The sequence below is a fragment of the Streptomyces sp. NPDC031274 genome, from assembly GCF_055570235.1.
In genome coordinates this window covers 99646-119031 of the sequence record NZ_JBVIHP010000026.1, presented here as the reverse complement: position 1 = coordinate 119031, position 19386 = coordinate 99646, and the positions used below count along the sequence as shown (strand labels likewise).

Below are 19386 nucleotides of genomic sequence, written 5' to 3'. Positions count from 1 at the left end.
GTCGGATGGAAGGTCAGGCTAGGTCGAACTGCAGGCGCAGCAGGGCGAGATCGAGGCGGAGGGTGCGCCCGTCCGGCAGGGTTTCCAGGACTTGCACCCCGTCGTAATTGAGCAGTTGGCGCAGGATCGCGGCGAAGCCGTCAGATCGGGTCACCGGGTAGGACACGCGCTGCGCCAGCGCGGACACCGGCAGCGTGCCACCGGCGTCGAGCAGGGCTCGAATCGCCCCTTCGACCTTGTCCATGGGCGGCTTGCGGGCGAGCAGGCCGATCTGTCCCTGGAACGCCTCTGAAGCGAAGAGGGACGAGACGAGGGTGTCGTCGGGACCGACGAGGGCGGTGGTCACCAGCGCTCCCTCGCTGTCGGGTGCCGGAACCAACGCGACCTCGAACAACGAGTCGTGCGTACGGGCGACCTGGGCCTGCGCCTGAACCTGTGCCTTCGTCGGCTTCTGCCGCGCCTGCCGCTTTGCCGGGGCTGTCGGGGCGGGCGGAATGCTGACAGTGGGAGGCATGGACCCGGTAGGCAGCCACCAGGCCGGTCGCTGATCCGCCAGCTCCCGCCAGACCGGAGGAGGCGTCGCTCCGAAGGGCAGGAAGGCCAGCACAGGAATGGTGAACTCGGCGAGGGACGCCCCGCCGTGGTACCCGGCCTTACGAGCTGTGTACCGCGAGTCGGCGTCCCACAGCGCGGTGATCGATCCACCGGACTCCGGCGCGATGACCCGGGGCCCGTGCAGCGCAACTTCCGTCGGGCCCACCCCGCCGTCCGGTGTCCGGTGACGGGCGGACTGCGGCGAGCCGGTGTCCACCTTCACCCCGTGCCGGTCCACGACATGCCCGTGGTCGCTGGTGATGACCACGGCCATCCCCTGCGAGGCGGCGATCCGCAGCAGATCCGGAAGGCCCGGAATGTGCCCGGCCTGCCAGGCGCCGTCCCCCAGCTTCTGCTCCTTGGCCAGTCGGTCGTCGATCGCGTTGAGGACGACGGCCACATGCGTGCGACCGTCCATGAGCGCTTCGGTGAGCTCGGGCCCGAAGGTGTCTCCCGCACTGTCGGCACGCAGGCCGTCCTTGTGGAACACGGCCGCCTGCGCACCGTTCCAGAACGGAAGTGCGGGAAAGAGCTGGGCTTCGTCTTTCTGCGATCCCTGCGCCAGCCTGCCCGCGAACAGCGAAGTGCGGGACACGGAAGTGAGCGTGGGAAGAGCTGCTGCCATCGCGCGGCGGAGCGGAGCGCCCTCAGCGGCCACCGGATCGAACTCGGCCCATGTGGCGCGCAGTTCCTCGCCCAGTTCGGTGGCGATGGCCGCACTCATCCCGTCCAGGACGATCAGCAGCACACGTCGGTCGGGCGCCCCTCGGACCACCGGCTTCACCACCCGGTCCAGGAACGTCTCGACCGTCAGCATTCCGCCGGGATCAGTACCGGCGGCAGTCCAGGTCGCCAGGGCGCGCGCGAATTCACGGTCGATCTCGTGGCGCCGCTCGCGCACGCGCACGGCCAGTGAGTCGTACGCGGTCCTCAGCCGGTCGTCGGAGTCCCCGCCCGCCTCGATGTGTTCGAGGGCGCGATCCACCCAAGCGGTCTCTTTGAGGTGCCGTTCTATGGCTCCGCCCACGTGTGACGCCTCGGTCTGCGGCTCGGTGGCCAGCCACCGGACGAGCCGCTGGGCCATGCGGGTCCGCTCGATCCGTGACTGGACCTCCGGCCCTTGTGCACGCCGGTGCTCGCTCAAGGAACGCACGGCGGCGTCGAGCGGACCCGGCTCACCGGCGGTCAGGGCCGTGCCGACAGCTGTGAACCTGGCGTCCAGACCTGCTGACAGGAGAGGACTGGCTCTGGCGGCGGCTTCCGCACCGAACTGGCGGACCAGCACCGAGGCGCTGTCCAGCACCGTGTCGCTGGACCGTCGTGCCTCGCGGACCGACTCCGAGCCCGCAGCCGCGGAACGGTCCCTGGCGGCTGCGGCGAGCAGTGTGCCCACGTAGTCCTCCGAGGCCCGGCCGAAGGCGGTCGCCATGGCGTCGAGCTGCTCCCCCTGCGCCGAAGGACGCTCTCCGAACCAGCGCTCCGCGCGACCGCGCGCTGTGTAGACGGCGGCGTCCGGTTCGGCGTGGCACCACAGCGCGGCGCAGACGAGTCCGAAGGCCACCGCGTCCGGTCCGTGTTCGGCCTCGACGAGGTCCAGAAGTGCCCGCCCCGCGAGTCCGGCGCGGTCGTCCTCGCTCAGGAACCGGGCCAAGCCGCCGCGTTCGGGTCCGCGGAGGGCCAGGAAGTGCTCCGGACGGCCCTGAAGCAGGGACCAGTCAAGGAGGGCGTGGGTGTCGAGGCGGTCGGCGGACGTGGTGTGGTCCTGGCGGGCCGCCTCGTCCTCGTAACTGCCCAGTCTCAGGCGCCGCAGCGCGAGTGCCGACAACGCGGTGCCGCGCGACAGGATGCCGCCTCCAAGACGGGGCCAGCCACCCCTCGGCGGTGCCGCGTCCAGCAGTGCCTCCGCGGCCCACTTGTCGTCCTTGAGCCGTTGGTCGACCTGATGAGCTCCGAACGCGTCCCGCACCACGTCCCAGCTGTCCACCGTGTCGATGCGCTTCTTGTGGGTGCGGGCCAGGATTCCGGGGTCGAGCTCGTTCGGTTCGCGGTCGGTCAGGACGACGAGTACGGCAGGACCGGCCGCGCCCGTGTCCGACAGGTGGCCGAGCAGCAGTTCGTGCACGGCGAGCGGGGAGGGCGCCGCCACGATCCGAGCCGACAGACCGTCGCCCCATATGTGTTCGGCGGGGCCGTCCCACTGCGGTGCGGAGCGCAGCAGCACGGCCCGGCGCCGGCCCTTGTCCTCGTCCGCCAAGGCGTCGGCCAGAGAACTCTGGGTCGACAGGTACTGGGTGATCGTCGCGAGGTTCAGCCGCACGGCCACCGTGCTGGTCGTCGCCGTGCTCATCGTTCGACTGCCCGCCAGGTGATCTCGACCTCAGTACCGGGTTCACGCGCCGCCAACTCGGCAATTTCGGCTTGGAGTTCGGCAGCCGCTCTGGAGGCGGTCGTCCGCCCGCCCCCGGAGCGCTTCAGTCGTCCCGGAGCGGATGCGCCAGAGGTGCCCGCTCTCTGTACAGGGATGGCCGGATGACTCGTCCTGGTGTCGAGGCGTACATCACCGGGGCCGGGCTCCGGGCGAGCAGGCGGCGGAGGAGGAGTCGGATTCGACTTCGCACGGTTGCGCTTCACCAGCGCAAGGACGTCGCGCTGCGTCCTGGCCAGCGCCTCCTTCAGGTCGTTGGTCCGCTGGTCGCTCTGTGCCACGTTACGCAGGGACTCCAGCAGCGCTTCTCCCTCCGGCCCCTCCGAGGTGGCGAGGTCGAGGGTGGTCCAGGACGCCGAGTCCAGCGCCTGCGCGACCGCACGAGCCTGCGTGACGGAGGTCCCGAACCGGTCGGCGCCGACCTGGCCGAAGTCGAAGGCGGCCAGGGCCTCGACGGTCTTCCGTGCTCCGGCGGCTCCCTGACCGGCCGAGCGCGTCAGCTCCTGGAGCAATTCGACGCTCCGTCGAGCGAGGGCGAGGCGTCCGCCCTCGGCGGTTTCGTCGAGGTGGAGGAAGCCGGTGTGCCGCTCCAGCTGCGTCACCAGCTCGCGGGCAGCCTCCAGGTGGGCGCCCGCCTGCTGAGCGATCTGCCGGGCGAGCTGGTTGACCATGCGGCCACGTCGCAGCGTGGGTGCAGGATCGCCGAAGACCGTGGAGAAGCACTCGCGGGCGGCAGACCAGTCCTCCTCGGAGGGCAGCGGCTGGCTGCGCAGCGCGTCATGGTCCTTGATCTCGTTCAGCTGGGGCGCCGGGTCCAGCGGCGTGCCCGCGCGAACCCACACCCGGTCGTCCATCTCGGCGAACGAGGCCACTATGAGGCGGACGAGGAAGACCGGCAGACCGCGCGGTGCCGGCCGGTCCGTCCAGTCGGCCAGGGTGATCAGGCTGAGGTCCCCGGTCACGCCCTGCCCCCTGGCGAGCTGCCGGAAGTGATCGGCCCAGTACTCCGACACCTCGAAGTACGCCTCCTTCTGCTGCCCGAGCCGCAGCGGGGCGGCCACTCGGCGCATCAGGTTCCGGTCGGTGGCGGGGACTTCGGCGCGTCCGTCGCGGGCCTCGGCGGCGGCCCGTACGTGCGTGAAGACCTTTCTGGCATCGGCAGGCTTGACGACGGTGCCGTTGCCTTCGGGGTCGAGGTTCGGGTGGTCCGGGTACTGGCTCGCGAGCAGCTTGCCCGCGATGTGCCGGATGCCGTCCCGCAGCGACTGGCCGAAGGAGAGCGTCAGGCCATCGACCTCGCGCAGCGACTGCAGATGGTCGCCGAAGCCGAGTTCCACGTCGGTGGCCTTCTTGTCGGCGAGACCGTAGGCCTGCTTGAAGGCCGCCTTCACGTTCTTGAGCAGGGACTCCCGCTGGGTCTCCAGGAGCCCCTTCGCGCGGGCCCGGTTGTCGGGGCTCAGGTGGCTCGCGTACTGGCCGTCGAACCGCTGGCTGTCGGAGAGGGCCTTGTCGATGACGACGAGGCGGCGGAAGTCGGCGTACCGCTGGCTGGAGAGGTGGGTGGGAAGCCAGGCGACGCTGCGGGACGGCTCGCCCTGCCGCTCGCGCAGCCGCTGCATCCGCATGGCGTCCTCGCGCGGCCCGTACTCACTCTCGTCGAAGGGAAGGTCGATCACGAGCCGCCAGTGCCCGTCCTGCTGCGGCATGAGGTCGTGGTCCGGCAGCTCGTCCGTGTCGGCGACATTGCCGAACAGCACCTCGACACTGCGCTCCGTGCCCCGCCAGGCGAAGTGCAGTTCGTTGATCAACTGGTCCTGCTGAACACCGAGTTCCTCGACGAGGAGCCGCTTCGCGAGGGCCTCGCGGTTGCCGGGGTTGTCGTTGACGTTGGCGTTGGCGATCACCGAGTCGACGTCGACGCCCGACAGTTCGAGCCGGACGCCCGGGTTGGCCTCGGTGCCGGTCTCCTTGATCTCGGGGAAGCGGCCCGCCCACTCGGCCACCTTGTTCTTCAGGATGCCGTACTCGCGGCCCGGGATCGGGGCGGCCACCGAGCCGTAGTTGAGCGCGGACAGGCGGCGGATGGTCAGATCGGACAGGGCCGGGACGCTCGGGGCGAGTGCCGAGAGCAGCAGGGTGCCGACGATGCGGTTGTCACCGGTGAACTGCTTGATCCGGGGGAGCAGGTCCGGGTCGGTGATGCTGTCAGGCCGGTGGACGTACTGCTCGATGACTTCCTCCGACACGTTGTGCGTGAGGAGGAGATAGGGACGTAGCTTCGTCCGGTACAGCTTGTCGGCGGCCTCGAAGACCACCTTGAGACTGTCGGTGAACGGCTTGTCCCCGCCCGCTGTAATCAGCGGATACAGGTCGCCGACCGGGATCAGGTCGCCGAGCCGTAACTCGGCCCGGTGGTCGGCGAGCAGCTGTCCCATGAGCTTCATGCCGGTCCGGTTGCGCTGGAGCGCGGACGACACGTGTACGAGGGTGTCCATGAACGCCGGTGAGAAGGGGTACGTCAGCCGGAAGCTCTCCTCGTCCGCACCGACGCCGTCGGCACCGCGGTCGGAGCCCAGGAGCGTGTCCCACACCTCCTGGCGGATCCTGCGGGTCTTCTCGAACTCGGCCTCGACGAGGGCGGCGGACTTGTCGTCCTTGGGCTTGAGTAGGCGGGCGTGCGCGACCTGGGGGAGGTTGCGGTCCTCCAGCGTGATCTTGTCGAACCGGCCCGAGGCCAGGTTGAGAGTGTCCTGGATGGATGCCTCGGCCGCTCCCGACACTTCCTCGCCGACCAGTTCGCGCAGGTCGCGCTGACGGGCGATGAACGAGATCACCGGCACGGCACGGCGGGCGTCGCCGCCCTCCACGAAGTTGGTGATCTTTCCGGCTTCCCGGGCCACGAACTTCTGGTCGTGGATGAGGGTCGCGAGCCACAGGATCAGCTCATCCATGAAGAGGATAAGACCGTCGTAGCCGAGCGACTTGGCGTGCTCGGCGATCACGGACAGGCCGGCGTCGAGCGAGACGAACCCGTGCTCGTCCTCGGCGGCGTTCTTCGCGAAGCCCGGCAGCAGATGCGTGCTCGCGTCCTGCACAAGGCGTGCCCGCAGCTCGGCGGGCGTCGACGGACTGACCAGGTTGAGCGCCTGGCCGCCTTCGTGGATCTCCTCAGCGGCGAGGGCGGTGTCGAGGAGTTGAGGCGTCCATCCGAACGCCTCGCCCCACTCGTCCTCCTCGTCCGCGGTGCCGCCGCCGTCGTCCGCCGAGATGAGACCGCCGATGACCGCCTGGTCGCCCATGCGGGACCGCATCGCGCGAATGTCCTCGAACAGGGCGTCCGTCCGGTACACCTGCGGCGTCGGAGCCTCGGGGTGCAGCTTCTTGACGTGGCTCACGTACCCACCGAGGATCCGCTGCTCCAGCGCCTTCGCACCGAGCATGTGGTACGGCACGAGCAGGAATCGCTTCCCCTCCGTGCCGAGCCACTCGTGCTTGGTGAGCACCGGGTCCAGGTCCGTTCGCGCGCGAGCCGCTGGGGCTCCGCTGAGCAGTGCGTGGAGCACCGCCATGAAGTGCGACTTACCGGAACCGAACGACCCGTGGAGATAGGCCGCCTTCGACGTGTGTCCGTCTAGCGCGGCCCGGATAAGACCGAGCGCCTCGTCGAAGTTCTCCAGCAGCCGTTCCGTGACCACGTAATCCCGGAGCGCACGTTCGGCGCCTTCCGGGGCCGTTGCCTCCGAGAGCTGGAGGACGAAGTCGGACGTGGATATGGACTCCTTGATGTCGATGACATCACGGAGTAAGAGCGGCTGTTGGGCCATGAACGATCACTCTCCGACGGGCGTCTGCGCAGGGTCATCCGATCGTATGACTTTCTACTGTCATCGGATGACCTCTTTCCGCATATGCCCGACTACACGAGGACGATTGCCTCCGACTCTGCCTCGGACGTCGGACTCACGAGCGAGCGCAACTTGTCGCGCGTCTCAGGGTCCGTCGAGTAGACGACCGTGCCGACCATGCCCCGGGTCAGCAGCACTTTGTAGGTGTTGCGGATCAGCCGGTCGATCTCGCTGTCCGGCGTCGCCTTGGTGAAGATCGGATCCTTGGACGCCGACCGGTCCACGACCCAGTGGTCCGTACGCCACACCAGGTCGGGCCCGATGATCACGCCCGACCAGTCGTACTCGAAGCCCTGCGCGGTGTAGACGCAGCCCACCTGCCCGAAACCGTCCGGGTCGGTGGCCCACAGGGGCGCGGGCGGCGCGCCGAGGAGGGACCGGTCGCCGTACACGTTCCAGGGCCGCGCCCACTCGCCGATGACGACATCGGTGGGCAGCTCGGTCATGCCCGGGGTGACCTTGGTGGTCCACTTCCAGCAGTAACCGGCCGACATCCGTGCGCCGTAGCCCTCGGCCCGGCGGGCGACGAGGAAATCCTCCAGCTCCTGCGGGCTCTCCGCGGTCCGCAGCTCCAGCTTGCCGTCCGGCTCCCACGAGTGGGGCGTGCCGTTCTCCAGGCCGAGCAGGTCGACGACCCACTTCTCGTACGCGTCACTGCCACCGCACCGGAACTGCCCGTCCAGCGCCACGACCGTGCACTCAAGACCCTGAGCGGCGGCGGCCCGCTGGATCTCCGCCTTGGTGCCCATCTCACCGGGCCGCACTACCTGGTGCTGGTCGAGCAGGAACACCGGCACCCGAGCCGCGTCGATCAGCTCCGCCACCTGAGGGCGGCCGGTGCGCAGTTCAGCCTTCGTGTAGCGGTTGGCGGACGTCTTGCGCAGCCGGTGGGCCTCGTCGCAGATCAGCACGTCGAGGTCGTTCGGCTCGGCGTCCATGAAGCTGTTGAAGTACATGAACAGCTTCTGCACGGCGGGCTTCCGCGCTCCGGCGACCTTGCGCATGGTCTTGGTGAACGACGCGGACCCGGTGGCGTGCAGCGCGGTCACCCCGCGCCGGTACAGCTCACCGAGCAGCGACAGGGCGACCACACTCTTGCCGGAGCCGGGACCGCCGGTCACCACGACGACCTGCTTGTGGTTGGACTGCTTGGCCTTGCGGACGGCGGACATCACCTTCTCGTACGCGACCCGCTGCTCGGCGATGAGGACGAACTGCTCGCGGTCGCGGATCTCGGCCGCCGCGAGAGCCATCAGTTGCTTCGACGGCCGGATCTTCCCGTCGAGCAGTACGTCAGCAGCCTCCGCGCCGGGCTTGGCTGCGAGCCGCGAGCGCAGGAAGTCCAGGAAGGCGCCGCGCTGCTCGCCGGTGTACAGCCGGCCGTGCTGGTCCTCCTCGACGCCGCGCAGACCTGCGATACGGGACTCGGCGGCGTTGTGCAGAAACGCCACCCCGGCCACAGACTTCGGCATCCGCTCCAGAGCGCCGTTGAAGGACAGCAGGTACTCGCAGTAGCCCCGGACCTGCTCGATCGGATTGAGCACGGCGTCCGGATACGCGTCGATCCGGCACAGCAGCGGCTCGTCCTCCTCCGGGTAGGCGGCGCTCCACTGCTTCAGCTCGACCACGACGTACGACGGTTCGCCCGTGGTGGGGTGCACGCCCGCGAGTACGGCATCCGCGCGCTTGCTGGTGAGGGGCAGGCTGTACTCGATGAGCACCTCGACGTCGTCGAGCCCGGCCTCGATGAGGGCGTTGACGAGAGCGGGGAGACTGCGTTCCCAGGACCGGATTTCCGACTGCCCGGCGCTGTGGCCGTGCAGATGACGGAAGTTCTCGGTCAGATGCAGCGCCAGCGACCCTTCGAGGATGCGGGCGGCCACGGACGCCGCGGATTCACGGAACAGCAAGGCAATGCCCCCAGGCAGCACGAAGAAGACTCGTGCGGGTGGGGGCATGTCCTTCGTGCTCCGCCACGCGATGTCGCGCGGCGGGTCAGGAAGCCCGTCGGGCCGCTGAGATTGGTTCTCGCCATCCTAGGTGAGGGCGTTGATCATGGGGAGGTGGTCGGTACGGAGTCGGCCATGAGGGGGGTGGTGTTGTCATCTGGGCTGCCTGCTCCGGGCGTTCACCTCGGCGAGGAGGGCACTCAGCAGTTCATCTTGGGTGAGGATGCGGAGGCGGTCGGGGTCGGCGTCCCACTCCCGGCCACCGGCGAGCGGACGCAGTTGGACGTACGGGCCCTCGTGGCCCATGACCCGTCCGACGCGGTCGCGCTCACTGTCGTGGACGGCCTCGCCGACGGTGGGTGCCCGGTCGGCGGCGTCCTCCGTCACCCGGTGATCCCCTTTGTGATCACGTCCGCGAGCATGAGGGCGATCGGGGCCGAGCACACGCCGAGGTGGACGAGGGCGTACTGCGCTTCGGCCTTACGGTCGTCCGCCCAGGGGGTGCGGATGTCCATCGCGGGGAGCTGGATGCCCGCTTGGGAGAGCGCGGCGGCGAGGGCGTCGCGGGCTTCGACGGCTTCCTGGACCTTGGGGGTGTGGGGAGGGGGCGGTGTGGGGTTCATGTGGGTCCTTGTTGGTGCTTCTCGGCGGGGTTCTTGGTGTGGTTCCTGAGCTGTTCCGCTGATTCCATGACCCGGCTGCGCTGCGCCAATTACGCTGTGTAGTCCGGTCGTAACGAGAATGCGCCCGGAGGTGGGCGGCCGGTCTGTGGGCGGGGTGGTGGTTCCTCGCCGCGCGGAGGTGGTTCCACACGTTCCACGTCGGTCACTCGTACGTCCCGGAGGGAGCGGTATGCCGCAACGACGCGTCATCACCGGCCGCAGTCAGGAACCCCGCCAGCGGTTCGCCGAGGAGTTGCGGAAGCTGCGGGGCGAGAGCGGGGTGAGCCTGCGGGCGCTGGGCGAACGGCTGGGGTGGGACTGGTCGTTGTTCGGCAAGATGGAGAAGGGCGAGACGCTGGGTAGCCCGGAGGTGGTCCAGGCTCTCGATACGCACTACGGGACGCCGGGGTTGTTGCTGGCGCTGTGGGAGCTGGCGGCCGGGGACCATACGCAGTTCCGGGAGCGGTATCGGCGGTATATGGCGCTGGAGGCGGAGGCGGTGAGTCTTTGGCACTTCGCGGTAGGCGTGCCTCCAGGGCTCCTTCAGACGCCGGGGTACGCGAGGGAGGTTCTGGCGGCCGGGCGGCTCAGGGGGAAGGAGCTGGAACAGCAGGTCAAAGCTCGGTTGACCCGGCGCGACTTGCTAGAGGGAGAAGACGCACCGCACTTCCGAACGATCCTGTCCGAGACCGTGCTGCGGATGCCGTTGGGGGACACTGCTGCCTGGCGTGAGCAGTTGGAGCATCTGGTCAAGATGTCCGAGCGATCCCAGGTGGTCATTCAGGTTCTTCCGCACAGTGCAGGACCACATAGCCTTTCGCATACCGACGTCATGTTTCTGCGAGTACCGGGCGGCCTCACTGTGGCCTACGTGGAGAGCGCGATCCGGGGCGACCTCATCGAGGCGGCCAGCCAGGTCGAGGACCTTCAGCAAATGTACGATGCGGTGCGCGACTTGGCCCTGTCCCCGGACCAGTCGCGGAAGTACATCCTGCGGGTGTTGGAGGAAGTGCCATGCGAACCATCGACTTGAACGCCGCCACCTGGCGCAGGAGTAGCTACAGCAACTCGGATGGTGGTCAGTGTGTTGAGGTCTCCGATGACTTCGCCACCGTCGTTCCTGTGAAGGACAGCAAAGTGCGAAACGGTCCGGTGCTCGTGTTCCCGGCTGCTGAATGGTCCTCCTTCGTTGTAGCCATCAGGGACGGGCAGTTGAGCGGCTGATCAGGCAAGGCAAAGCGGCCCCGCGATCGGTTCGGATCGCGGGGCCGTTGGCGTCGCTGGCAGGCTACTTCTTGGTGGTGCGGCGCCCTCTGGTCGCGGCGGCCGGGCGCCAGGCGCGCAGGTCGTCGTCCGTGAGGCCGTGCTTGCCCTGTTCCATCTGCCGGTCGCCCTCGAAGAACTTGGCGGGGGTCGGGGAGAAGAGCGGGTCGGGCTCGTTGTGCCACTGGTTCAGCCAGGGCTGGAGTTCCAGCAGCCCGGCGAGAAGCGGGGTGACGTCTTCGGTGGTCAGGCCCTCGTGGGTGGCGATGTAGGTGTCGAGCGCGATCGCCTGCTCTCGGTGGTCCCAGCCTGCCCAGCCGTACAGATCGGGGGTTGCGACGTTGGCCCTTGCGTACGAGATGAACCGCTCCTTGGGCACGTCCAGCTTGCCGCGCGCTCGCCAGTAGGAGGGGCGCAGGAAATCGGCGGAGGTGTACTTCGGCGGTACGGGGATGCGGTTCCGGATCTTTCGCTTGGCCGGCTCGTCGGGAGCGGCGTCTTCCTCCCGCTGTAGATCCCAGACGTGCTCCCAGTCCGCGCGCTTCTTGAGGGCGGCGGGCTTGTAGCGCAGGGCGGAGAGGAAGGGCACATGCTCGTCCGACATCAACTCGGCGACGACGGCGCGTAGTTCCTTGTGAGGTGAGTAGATCTTGGCGACGGATACGAAGTCCCCGTCGCGGGAGAGATTGTCGGCGAGGCGGGAGAGGGCGACGAGGGTGGGCATCCCGTTCTCGTCGAACCAGTGAGTGCGATCTTCGATCCGGTCGAGCAGCCAGCTCTGCAGGGCTTTCTCTTGGAGTGAGTCCCACCCTTCCGTGGCCCAACGCCGCTTGTACTCGGGTCGCTCGATCATGCCGAGGGCGCGGGACGATTCGATGGCATCGATCCGCTTCTGAACGACCTTGCGGTAGGCGGTGGGCCAGTGGGAGGGGATCTCAGTGATGGGCGTAGACCCGTGCCGTTTGAACCACTCGTCACTGGCGTCGCCTGCTGCTACACGCCGTGCAAGCACGATCTCGAATGCGCGCTCGCCGAGGGTGAGTTCAGGAATATCGGGAGAGTATGGCTCTTCGGAGGCGCGCAGGTCTTCGGAGTGAAGGTTGTAGAGAGAATAGACTTGCCAGTCTAGTTCCTCTTGAAGAGCGATCATGCGCGCCCGGGTTGATTGCCAGGCGGCCTGACCTTCACGCAGATTGTAAGCGGTGGGTATGGTGCTGGCTGCGATTCCTGCTGGACTGTCGGCGGCGAGCTGATGAGCGCAAGCGTCAATAGTAACCACAAGTGCGAGTGGGTATTCTGCCGGAAGGGGGAATGTTTGGAGCTTAGTCCCCGTGAATTCGTAGAATTGCTCCCAATGCTCTTCCGCAATGCCTCCTCCGATTCCCCCACCTCCCTTGTTGTGGCTGACCATCTTGAGCCAGAAACAAGCGGTGGAGCTGCTTAGGAGCCCGACAAGTCGCAGGTGTTCATCCTCGGTGACGTCCGGTTGGAGCTTGATCACTCGGGCAGTCTGCTTGAATACTTTTCCACCTCGATCAAGCGCAAAATGGTTGTGGGTGGCAACAAATGCGAACGTTATACTGAGGGATGTTAGAAGCTTATTGGGGTAAAGTTCCTGGAACTCATACCAAGTGAGCCCGCGCTGGAGCATTGGGGTGCCGAATCGGCGGCGGTGTGAGATCGCTGATCTGTAGGGCTGTAGATAGCGCTCTATGTTCGGGGCTTGTGCGAGGGGAAGCACCTTGAAGTCTGGTGTGTAGACCCACACTGCCTCGAATGCCGGGGTGAGCTGGTAATCGCGAATCACGTCCCCTGTGACCATGGGTCGTGCTTGTTCGATTCTGTTGCGCCCGACACTTCCGTTCGGAGGGAGTAGGTAAAGGTCGTCTTCGCCTGTTACAGAGGTGATCCCCGATTCGGTCGTAATATCCTGCATGAATCTGGCGGCCTCGGTGGCAAGTTGCTCAATCATTTCAAGCCCGCCGTCGGCCAAAACCCAAGGCTGTCTTCCGAAGAAGCGTCGGCGATCCAAATCGTCAACGGAGACCCATTGGCTGATTGACCCAGGCTCGTCGATTTGCGCGATAATCGCTTCCCATACTTTGCCGTCTGATCCCGTATCCGGCGCCGTAGGCTCGCCTTGGACGCTACGCACAGTGCGAATTGTTCCGGACCGTCTGTTTCCCCCGCGCCGCGTGCCTACCAGAATGACAGTGGGGGTCCCGTGTCCCGGAATGTACGCCCCAGAAGTGTCTATTACCTCACTCAGTTCCACTTCGTGGCCGAAATACGTCTCGATCAACCTGGTTCCGAACTCTCTCTTCATGAAGGAATTCGCCGTGATTTGGCCAACTAATCCGTACCCGTGCCCACTGTCGGCGTCCCCAGCCACCGCCAGCTCGAAGAATCGTTGCGCAAACGGCACCGATAGCGCGTACTTTCCGGCGCACGCGTCGTATAAGCCTCGGTAAAGCTTATTGAGCTTATTGTCCTTCACTGTAATGTAAGGCGGATTTCCCACCACCACGTGATATCGCCCCGGCTCTAAAATCCCCGGGTGCTCATGCACATCCTCAGTCTCGTACTTGAAGTCGGCCAGCTCATCAGCCCCCTCCTCCTCCAAGCCGTCAAACAAGTTCCCCTGCTTGTGCCGGTGCTTAATGAGCGAGTCGCCCACCGCCAGATGAATAGGCCACTCATACTTGGCCGCCTCCGCCAGCGTCCGAACCCCACCCGCAGCCATAGCCGCCACCAGCAACCGGAACCGAGCAACAGCCACCGCGAACGGGTTCAAGTCCACCCCATGCACGGAGTCCAGCGCCTCCCGCACCCGCTCGTGCACGTCCTTACCGGGCCGCCCATCCGCCCACAGCCGCACCAACCGCCGAAACGCCCCCAGCACAAAGTGCCCCGACCCACACGTAGGGTCGATCATCTTCAGGCCCTCGTACCCGAACTCCCGTACCGCCGGATTCATCGTCCGGTCGAGGATGAACTCCTCCACGAACTCCGGTGTCTGAAGCAGCGCGTACGTCTTACGGGCCGCCTCGCTCAGGTCCTGATACAGGTCACCCAGGAACCGCGTATCCCAGCCCCGCGTCCCGTCCCCGTCCTCCTCCAGAGGGTCCGTGAAGTCATGGACAAGTAAGCCGCCCTCATCCCGCCCCCGCCAAAAGTCCACCAACTCCCGCGCACCGTCATGCGACAACGGCACCTGGAACAGCGGATTGTGCCGCCGGTCGAACAGCAGCCGCCCCGCCTGCCCCGCCCCGAGCTCCTCGAATGCCCGCTCAAGCCAGCCCCGGTACGTCGGGTCCTCGGACTCCGCCACGTACTCCTCGAAGCGAGCCAGCGCCAAGTCCCGCCGATCCGGTTCCGGGGCCGTCAGGTACGGCTCGGGTATCAGCCCGTTGTCCTCGCAGAACCGGACGAAGACCGTACCCAGCACCCACGCCACCGCGACCTGCGTGACCCGGTCGTCCAACCACGAATTCCACGTGGCCGCCGTGCGCCCCAGCTTGCGTGCGCGCTCGTACTCGGCGCGCAGTTTCTCCCCCTCCGCAACTACCTTGACCTGCTTGCCGAGGTCGGCCTCGGCTAACTTGACCTGCTGCTTAAGGTCATTCAACAGCCCCTTGCGGTCGATCACTTGTGCTCCCCCTCGTTGCGTTCACGTCCACGGCACCCACATCCCCCGCCGTCCCGGACAGGTAGTCCTTCTTGACCCACGAGTCCGGAAGATCGATCCATTCGCCCAGGCCGGCCTGGTAAGCCACTGCCGTGTGGCCCAGCTTTGGCTCCCGCCCCGGGTCCGCCTGCGGCACCAGCAGCCACAACCCACGCCCACCCTGCCGCGCCGCCCCCGCGAGCCGGTCCAGGACGCCCATGCCGTCGTACCGGGCGAACACGGCCGCCTCGGTCAGCAGAACCGGGCCCGAACCGGCCCCAGGGTCCAACAGCTCCCGTACCTGCGGTTCCACCGCGCCCCACGCGGTCCGCGCGTACTCGCTGAATTTGAGCGCACCCCGTGAGCCCGGCTCGGCCACGTCCGCCTTCAAGAGCGTCTCCCACGTCGGCTTCGTGCCCGGAGGGACAAGCGCGTGCATCGACGACAGGAAGAGTTCGGTCACGGAGACCGCCTGCGCCCCGATGCGGTGGCCCGCCAGCCTCCGTACCGCCTCGACCGTGCGGGCGTGGTGCACGGTCAGGACCCGGTAGCCGTCCCGCCGGGCCGAGGCGAGGAGCCGCTCGTCCGCGCGGACCCCGCCCGCGACCAGCGGGTCATCGGAGTAGCGCGTCACCGCGCCGGCCTCCGTCGACTGCCGCCAGTCCGCGACCGTCAGATAGGTGGACGCACTGTCCATCCGCGTCGGCAGATAGCGGGGCGTCCTCGTGTCCTCGCGCGTCGAGAGGGTGAGGTCGAATCCGGCGTCGCGCAATGCCTTGGTCAGCGGGCCGCCGGTCGGCAGCTCATGCGTGCTCGCGCCCCGGCTGTCCTTGATGACCAGTTCAGGGAAGCGAGCCCGTACCCGCTCGTTGACGTCCTCGCCCGTCAGGCCGGGCTGCCGGGCTTCCGGTACGCCCGCGATCAGCCGTACGAGACCGGCCTGGGTGAGTCGTAGGGCCCGTACCAAGGGCAGATCGCGCGGATAGATCTCCAGGCGGGGCGTGGCCGCCGCGTTCACGGACGCGGCGGCGGCCAGTTCGACCAGTCGCCGTTCGTCCCAGTCCACGACACCGGGCGGTGGGGTGAGTGCGCCCAGTTCGCTCAGGACCGTCGTGGCGGTTGGCAGGGTGTCCAGACGGGTCAGGCGGTCGGCCGTCTTGCCCAGGCGGGTCGCGTAGTCGAGGAGGCCCGGGGCCGTCGGGGTGTCCGGGGCGTCCCCTTCCCGCACGTCCAGCGCGAGTAGGCCCGCCGCCAGTACGTCCTCCGTCGCCCTGCGGTTGGCCTGGTGCTGGAACTCGGCCTCCTCCGGCTGGAGTTGCTCGACCTCCACGACGGCCCGCACCGCCGCCAGGGCGAGCGCGCGACGCTGCTCGCGCCCCGGCAGCTGCGTACCGCGTCGTACGGCGAGGGCATCGGCGATCTCCACGGCGGGGGCGACCCGGCCGAGGCCCACCAGCAGGCCGACGATCTCGTCCCGCAGGGCCTGGACCGCAGGGTGCTTCTTCCAGCGCTTGCGCTCCTCCTTCAGCATCTGCGGAATGCGCCCGGCGGACAGGCCGAGCGCTTCCGCGACGTCCTTCTGCTTGGGCCAGACGCCGATGCCGGGCAGCTCTCCGCGCTCGTCGGGCAGCCGCAGCAACAGCCGTACCATCTCGACCTTGTTGCTGTTGGAGCGGTTGTTGTTCAGCTCCGGAACGAAGAGGGTGGCGAGGGTGTCCAGGCTCACCGAGCGGAGGACGGACTCCGTCAGCCGCGATGCTCCCTCACCCACAACCGTGGCTCCGGCCACCGCTGACCCGGTGGCGGTGAGCTGGGCGAGCTCCTCCTTCGCTTCCGCGCGGCCCTTCGGGGTGAGCGGCGAGAGCGAGGCCTCGCGCAGCAGCTTGCCCCACTGGCGCTGGCGTCGCTGAACCTCGGTGCGGGTCTTGGTGCCCAGGCCCGGAGCGTTGAGGAGCTTGCTGCGGCTGTAGTCGAGAAGGCCGCCGACGGTTGTGATCCCGAGGCCGTAGAGGAAGGACTCGGCGGCCGGGGTGAGACCCGCCGCGGACAGGTGCGTGTCGCGGGTGACGGCCGCCGCCAGACGCTCACGCTGTTCGTCCGCGGTGAGCGGCTCGGCGTCCGCGATCGCCGTGGACCGCTCACCGGCAGCGGTCTCCTGTGGTGCGGGCTCGGGGTGGCGGGAACGGTGGCTGGACGGCACCGTCTGCGTGGCGTCCAGGAAGATCTTCCGCCAGGCGTCCCGCATCGGCTTCAGCTCGGCGAAGCGCTTCGACGCGTCCCGGTGGAGGGCCTTGCGGAAGAAGGCGACCAGACTGTCCCGTACGGCGGGCTCGAAGGCGTCGGCCTGGACGGTCGGGTACGGGAACTCCTTCGCGTCCGTCATCCTCGGCGGGAGCGAGCCGTCGCCCCATTTCGGCAATTCGCCCGAGGCCATCTGGTGGAGGGTGACGGCTATCGCGTACCGCTCGGCGTGCGAGTCGTACGCGGTGCGGGTCAGGCTGCCGATGAACGGGTCGAGGTAGCCGTCCGTACCGGCCTCGTAGTCCTTCGCCGGGTAGCCCGCCAGGGAGAAGTCGATGAGGACCAGTTCGCGGGTGCGGTTGGGACGGATGCGTATGGCGATGTTGTCCGGTTTGATGTCACGGTGCCAGACGCTCTCGCCCTCCAGGAAGTCCACGGCCCCGAACAGGTAGTCGCCGTAGGCCTCCAACTGGTCCATTTTCAGGCGGCCGTGCTCGCGCAGCTGGCGTGCGACGGTTTCCTCGCGGCGGCGGGTGCGCGTGTTGGTGCTGGCGCCGGTGCTGGAATCGGAGGGCTCGGCGTCCGGCTCAGTGGCCTCGCGCTCGTCGCCCACGTACTCCAGGGCGAGGACGGTACGCGAGCCGATGTGCAGGGGTTCCGGCTCGACGAGCCGGATCACGCGGGAGTCGGGGCGCAGCCGGTTCATCACCTCGGCCTCGTGGACCAGGACTTGGCCCCTGCTGTCCGAGAGGGCCACCTTCAGGACGGCAAGGGGCCGGGTCTTGCGCGCTTCCGCTTCCAGGTCGCGGACGAGGAAGGCTCGGCTGGTGGAGCCGGTTCCGAGGCGGCGCCGGACTTCCCAGCGCCCGCCGAGAACATCTCCGGCCACCGCTTCGAGGGGGTCCTTCTCGGGGTCCTCGGCGGGTTCGGGGTCGGGTGCCGAGACCGGGGCGGTCAGGCCGTCCTCGACGATCTCCAGCATCTCCAGGAACTCGTCGACCGAGGAGAGACGTTGACCGGGGCGGTAGGCGGTCGCCGCCTGCACCAGGAAGTCGATGTCCTCGGAGAGGTCGTCGACCAAAGAGCTGGGGCGAAGGCCCTCGCCGGCTTCAAGGCGGGCCAGCAGCTCGGCCTGGCTCGCGGCGGGGGCCCGGCCCGTGACCAGGAGGTACGTGAGGACACCGAGGCCGTACACGTCCAGGTAGACCGGGTCGGCCTTGAGAGCGGTCAGCTCCGGGGCGAAATACGGGTCGGAGCCCTCCGCCAGGTGCATCGCCGATAACGCGGTCGGTGCGAAGCGGGTCGCTCCCTGCCCGCTGTCGCCGTCCGTGCCGGACGCGCGCTGGGTGGCGATCTGCCAGTCCGATATCTCCAGGCGGGGGGTGAGCCAGGCGGCGTCCTCCCCGACCGCCCGACCGCGGCGGCCCCGGTCGCGGGGGACCACGTGAACGGCACGGGCGGCCAGCGCCCGGTGGTGGATGCGGGCGGAGTGCGCGGAACGTATTGTCTCGGCAAGCTGGCGGACCAGTGCCATCCTGCCGAGGATGTCGAGCCCCTTGCCGTGCTGGAGCAGGTACTCGTCCAGGCGCAGCGTGCGCGGGTCGTAGTCGAAGATCAGGGACGGGCCCGCGGAGTGCCCGGACGGGTAGTACTGCTTGAGCTGGACCACGCCCGGGTGCTTGAAGCGTTGCAGCACGGCTGCTTCGCGGCGGGCCGCGTTCTCCACCGACCGTCTCAGCGAGGCGTCCGACCCGCGCTCGCTGAGGTAGACGCGGACCCGGGCCACCTCGGGCAGCTCGCTGTGGCTCGCCTTGTAGTCGGCCCAAGTCGGTCCGGAGTCGAATGACTTGCGGTCCAGTTGGTACGGGCCGACCTTGTACTCGGCGTCACTGCGCCGGATGCCGATCCGTTCGAGCTTGGTCTTGATCTCACGGGATTCGACGGCGTTGATGCGGCGTCGCTCGTCGCGCGGCGGCTGCTTCAGCATCGTGACCAGCTCGTCGACCGTGTGGACGCCGTTCTGATCGTGGGCGGGCAGGCGGACACGTAACCCGCCGTCGGTGAAGCAGACGGCCTCGCCGACCCACACCCGCCTGCCGTTCTGGCCGAGCAGCGAGGCCAGTTCCTTCGCCTTCTTGTTGACGAGGTGGAGCGGGTTGCCGTGCGGCCGACGATGGCCACCCGGGGTGGTCTGCACCCAGGTGCCGTTCTCGCTGGTCACGGAGCCGTGCCAGTCCTTGAGCTCGATCATGTAGACGCCGCCTGGCGCGACGACGAGGAGGTCGACCTCGCGGACGTGTCCGGTGTGGGCGGTGAAGGTGAAGTTCGACCACGCGCGCCAGGGATCGGCGTCCGCCAGCCTCTCCCGGATGGCTTCCAGGCCACGGTGTTCATGGTCGAACTCCGACTCGGTGACCGTGGTCCACCGGCCTTGCCGCATGTGCTGTCCCCGCCCCTTGAATCTGTCCCCAGCCACTGTCCGTTGGTGTGTCTACATGCCGTTCCACCACGTCACGGATTCAAGGAATCCTAGCGGTGGCCGACAGCGGCGGGTAAGGCGTGGGTGGATCCGCAACTGTCGATGCTGGGGGGCGCGTGCAAGGGGCACGCGCGGAAATAGCCGTGGCAGCACTCCCACACGCCCCCATTTCGGCCAGCTCGGCCGAAGAAGTACTGGTCG

The 19386-nt window shown here is 67.9% G+C and carries 9 protein-coding genes; 2 read left to right on the top strand and 7 right to left on the bottom strand.

The features are described from left to right. Positions 1-13 precede the first annotated feature (13 nt). The 5 genes from pglZ to ACZ5CR_RS33810 all read right to left on the bottom strand — a co-directional run bounded on the left by pglZ (position 14) and on the right by ACZ5CR_RS33810 (position 9496). Positions 14-2941 carry a BREX-2 system phosphatase PglZ gene (pglZ, locus tag ACZ5CR_RS33830; protein ID WP_468864616.1) on the bottom strand — a complete coding sequence of 976 codons (2928 nt, stop codon included), beginning with the start codon at positions 2939-2941 and terminating at the stop codon, positions 14-16. Then, positions 2938-6843 (bottom strand): BREX-2 system ATPase PglY, encoded by a 3906-nt coding sequence (gene pglY, locus ACZ5CR_RS33825; RefSeq protein WP_468864613.1) that lies wholly within the window; start codon positions 6841-6843, stop codon positions 2938-2940. The genes pglZ and pglY overlap by 4 nt, the downstream gene beginning before the upstream one ends. A gap of 92 nt (positions 6844-6935) precedes the next feature. Then, positions 6936-8882 carry a DNA/RNA helicase domain-containing protein gene (locus tag ACZ5CR_RS33820; RefSeq protein ID WP_468864610.1) on the bottom strand — a complete coding sequence of 649 codons (1947 nt, stop codon included), beginning with the start codon at positions 8880-8882 and terminating at the stop codon, positions 6936-6938. A 144-nt stretch (positions 8883-9026) separates the two neighbouring features. Continuing rightward, positions 9027-9260, bottom strand: coding sequence for a hypothetical protein (locus ACZ5CR_RS33815; protein ID WP_468864607.1), 234 nt, complete (start codon positions 9258-9260; stop codon positions 9027-9029). Then, a complete protein-coding gene (locus tag ACZ5CR_RS33810; RefSeq protein WP_468864605.1) occupies positions 9257-9496 on the bottom strand; it encodes a hypothetical protein in 240 nt (79 codons plus the stop codon). The genes ACZ5CR_RS33815 and ACZ5CR_RS33810 overlap by 4 nt, the downstream gene beginning before the upstream one ends. Positions 9497-9725: 229 nt before the next feature. On the opposite strand from ACZ5CR_RS33810, the gene ACZ5CR_RS33805 reads away from it, so the two are divergent. Beyond that, entirely contained in the window at positions 9726-10568 is an 843-nt protein-coding gene (locus ACZ5CR_RS33805; protein ID WP_468864602.1) for a helix-turn-helix domain-containing protein, read from the top strand. Continuing rightward, complete coding sequence (locus ACZ5CR_RS33800) at positions 10550-10759, top strand: DUF397 domain-containing protein (protein WP_468864599.1); 210 nt, start codon at positions 10550-10552, stop codon at positions 10757-10759. The genes ACZ5CR_RS33805 and ACZ5CR_RS33800 overlap by 19 nt, the downstream gene beginning before the upstream one ends. 64 nt (positions 10760-10823) lie before the next feature. On the opposite strand, the gene pglX is transcribed toward ACZ5CR_RS33800, so the two are convergent. Then, a complete protein-coding gene (gene pglX, locus ACZ5CR_RS33795; protein WP_468864597.1) occupies positions 10824-14447 on the bottom strand; it encodes a BREX-2 system adenine-specific DNA-methyltransferase PglX in 3624 nt (1207 codons plus the stop codon). Further along, positions 14419-19146 carry a BREX system serine/threonine kinase PglW gene (gene pglW, locus ACZ5CR_RS33790; protein ID WP_468864596.1) on the bottom strand — a complete coding sequence of 1576 codons (4728 nt, stop codon included), beginning with the start codon at positions 19144-19146 and terminating at the stop codon, positions 14419-14421. The genes pglX and pglW overlap by 29 nt, the downstream gene beginning before the upstream one ends. Positions 19147-19386 lie beyond the last annotated feature (240 nt).

Coding starts and splice junctions, on each gene's coding strand:
- ACZ5CR_RS33820 (WP_468864610.1), bottom strand. CDS start 8,882: ATGCCCCCACCCGCACGAGTCTTCTTCGTGCTGCCTGGGGGCATTGCC.
- pglY (WP_468864613.1), bottom strand. CDS start 6,843: ATGGCCCAACAGCCGCTCTTACTCCGTGATGTCATCGACATCAAGGAG.
- pglW (WP_468864596.1), bottom strand. CDS start 19,146: ATGCGGCAAGGCCGGTGGACCACGGTCACCGAGTCGGAGTTCGACCAT.
- ACZ5CR_RS33805 (WP_468864602.1), top strand. CDS start 9,726: ATGCCGCAACGACGCGTCATCACCGGCCGCAGTCAGGAACCCCGCCAG.
- ACZ5CR_RS33810 (WP_468864605.1), bottom strand. CDS start 9,496: ATGAACCCCACACCGCCCCCTCCCCACACCCCCAAGGTCCAGGAAGCC.
- pglZ (WP_468864616.1), bottom strand. CDS start 2,941: ATGAGCACGGCGACGACCAGCACGGTGGCCGTGCGGCTGAACCTCGCG.
- ACZ5CR_RS33800 (WP_468864599.1), top strand. CDS start 10,550: ATGCGAACCATCGACTTGAACGCCGCCACCTGGCGCAGGAGTAGCTAC.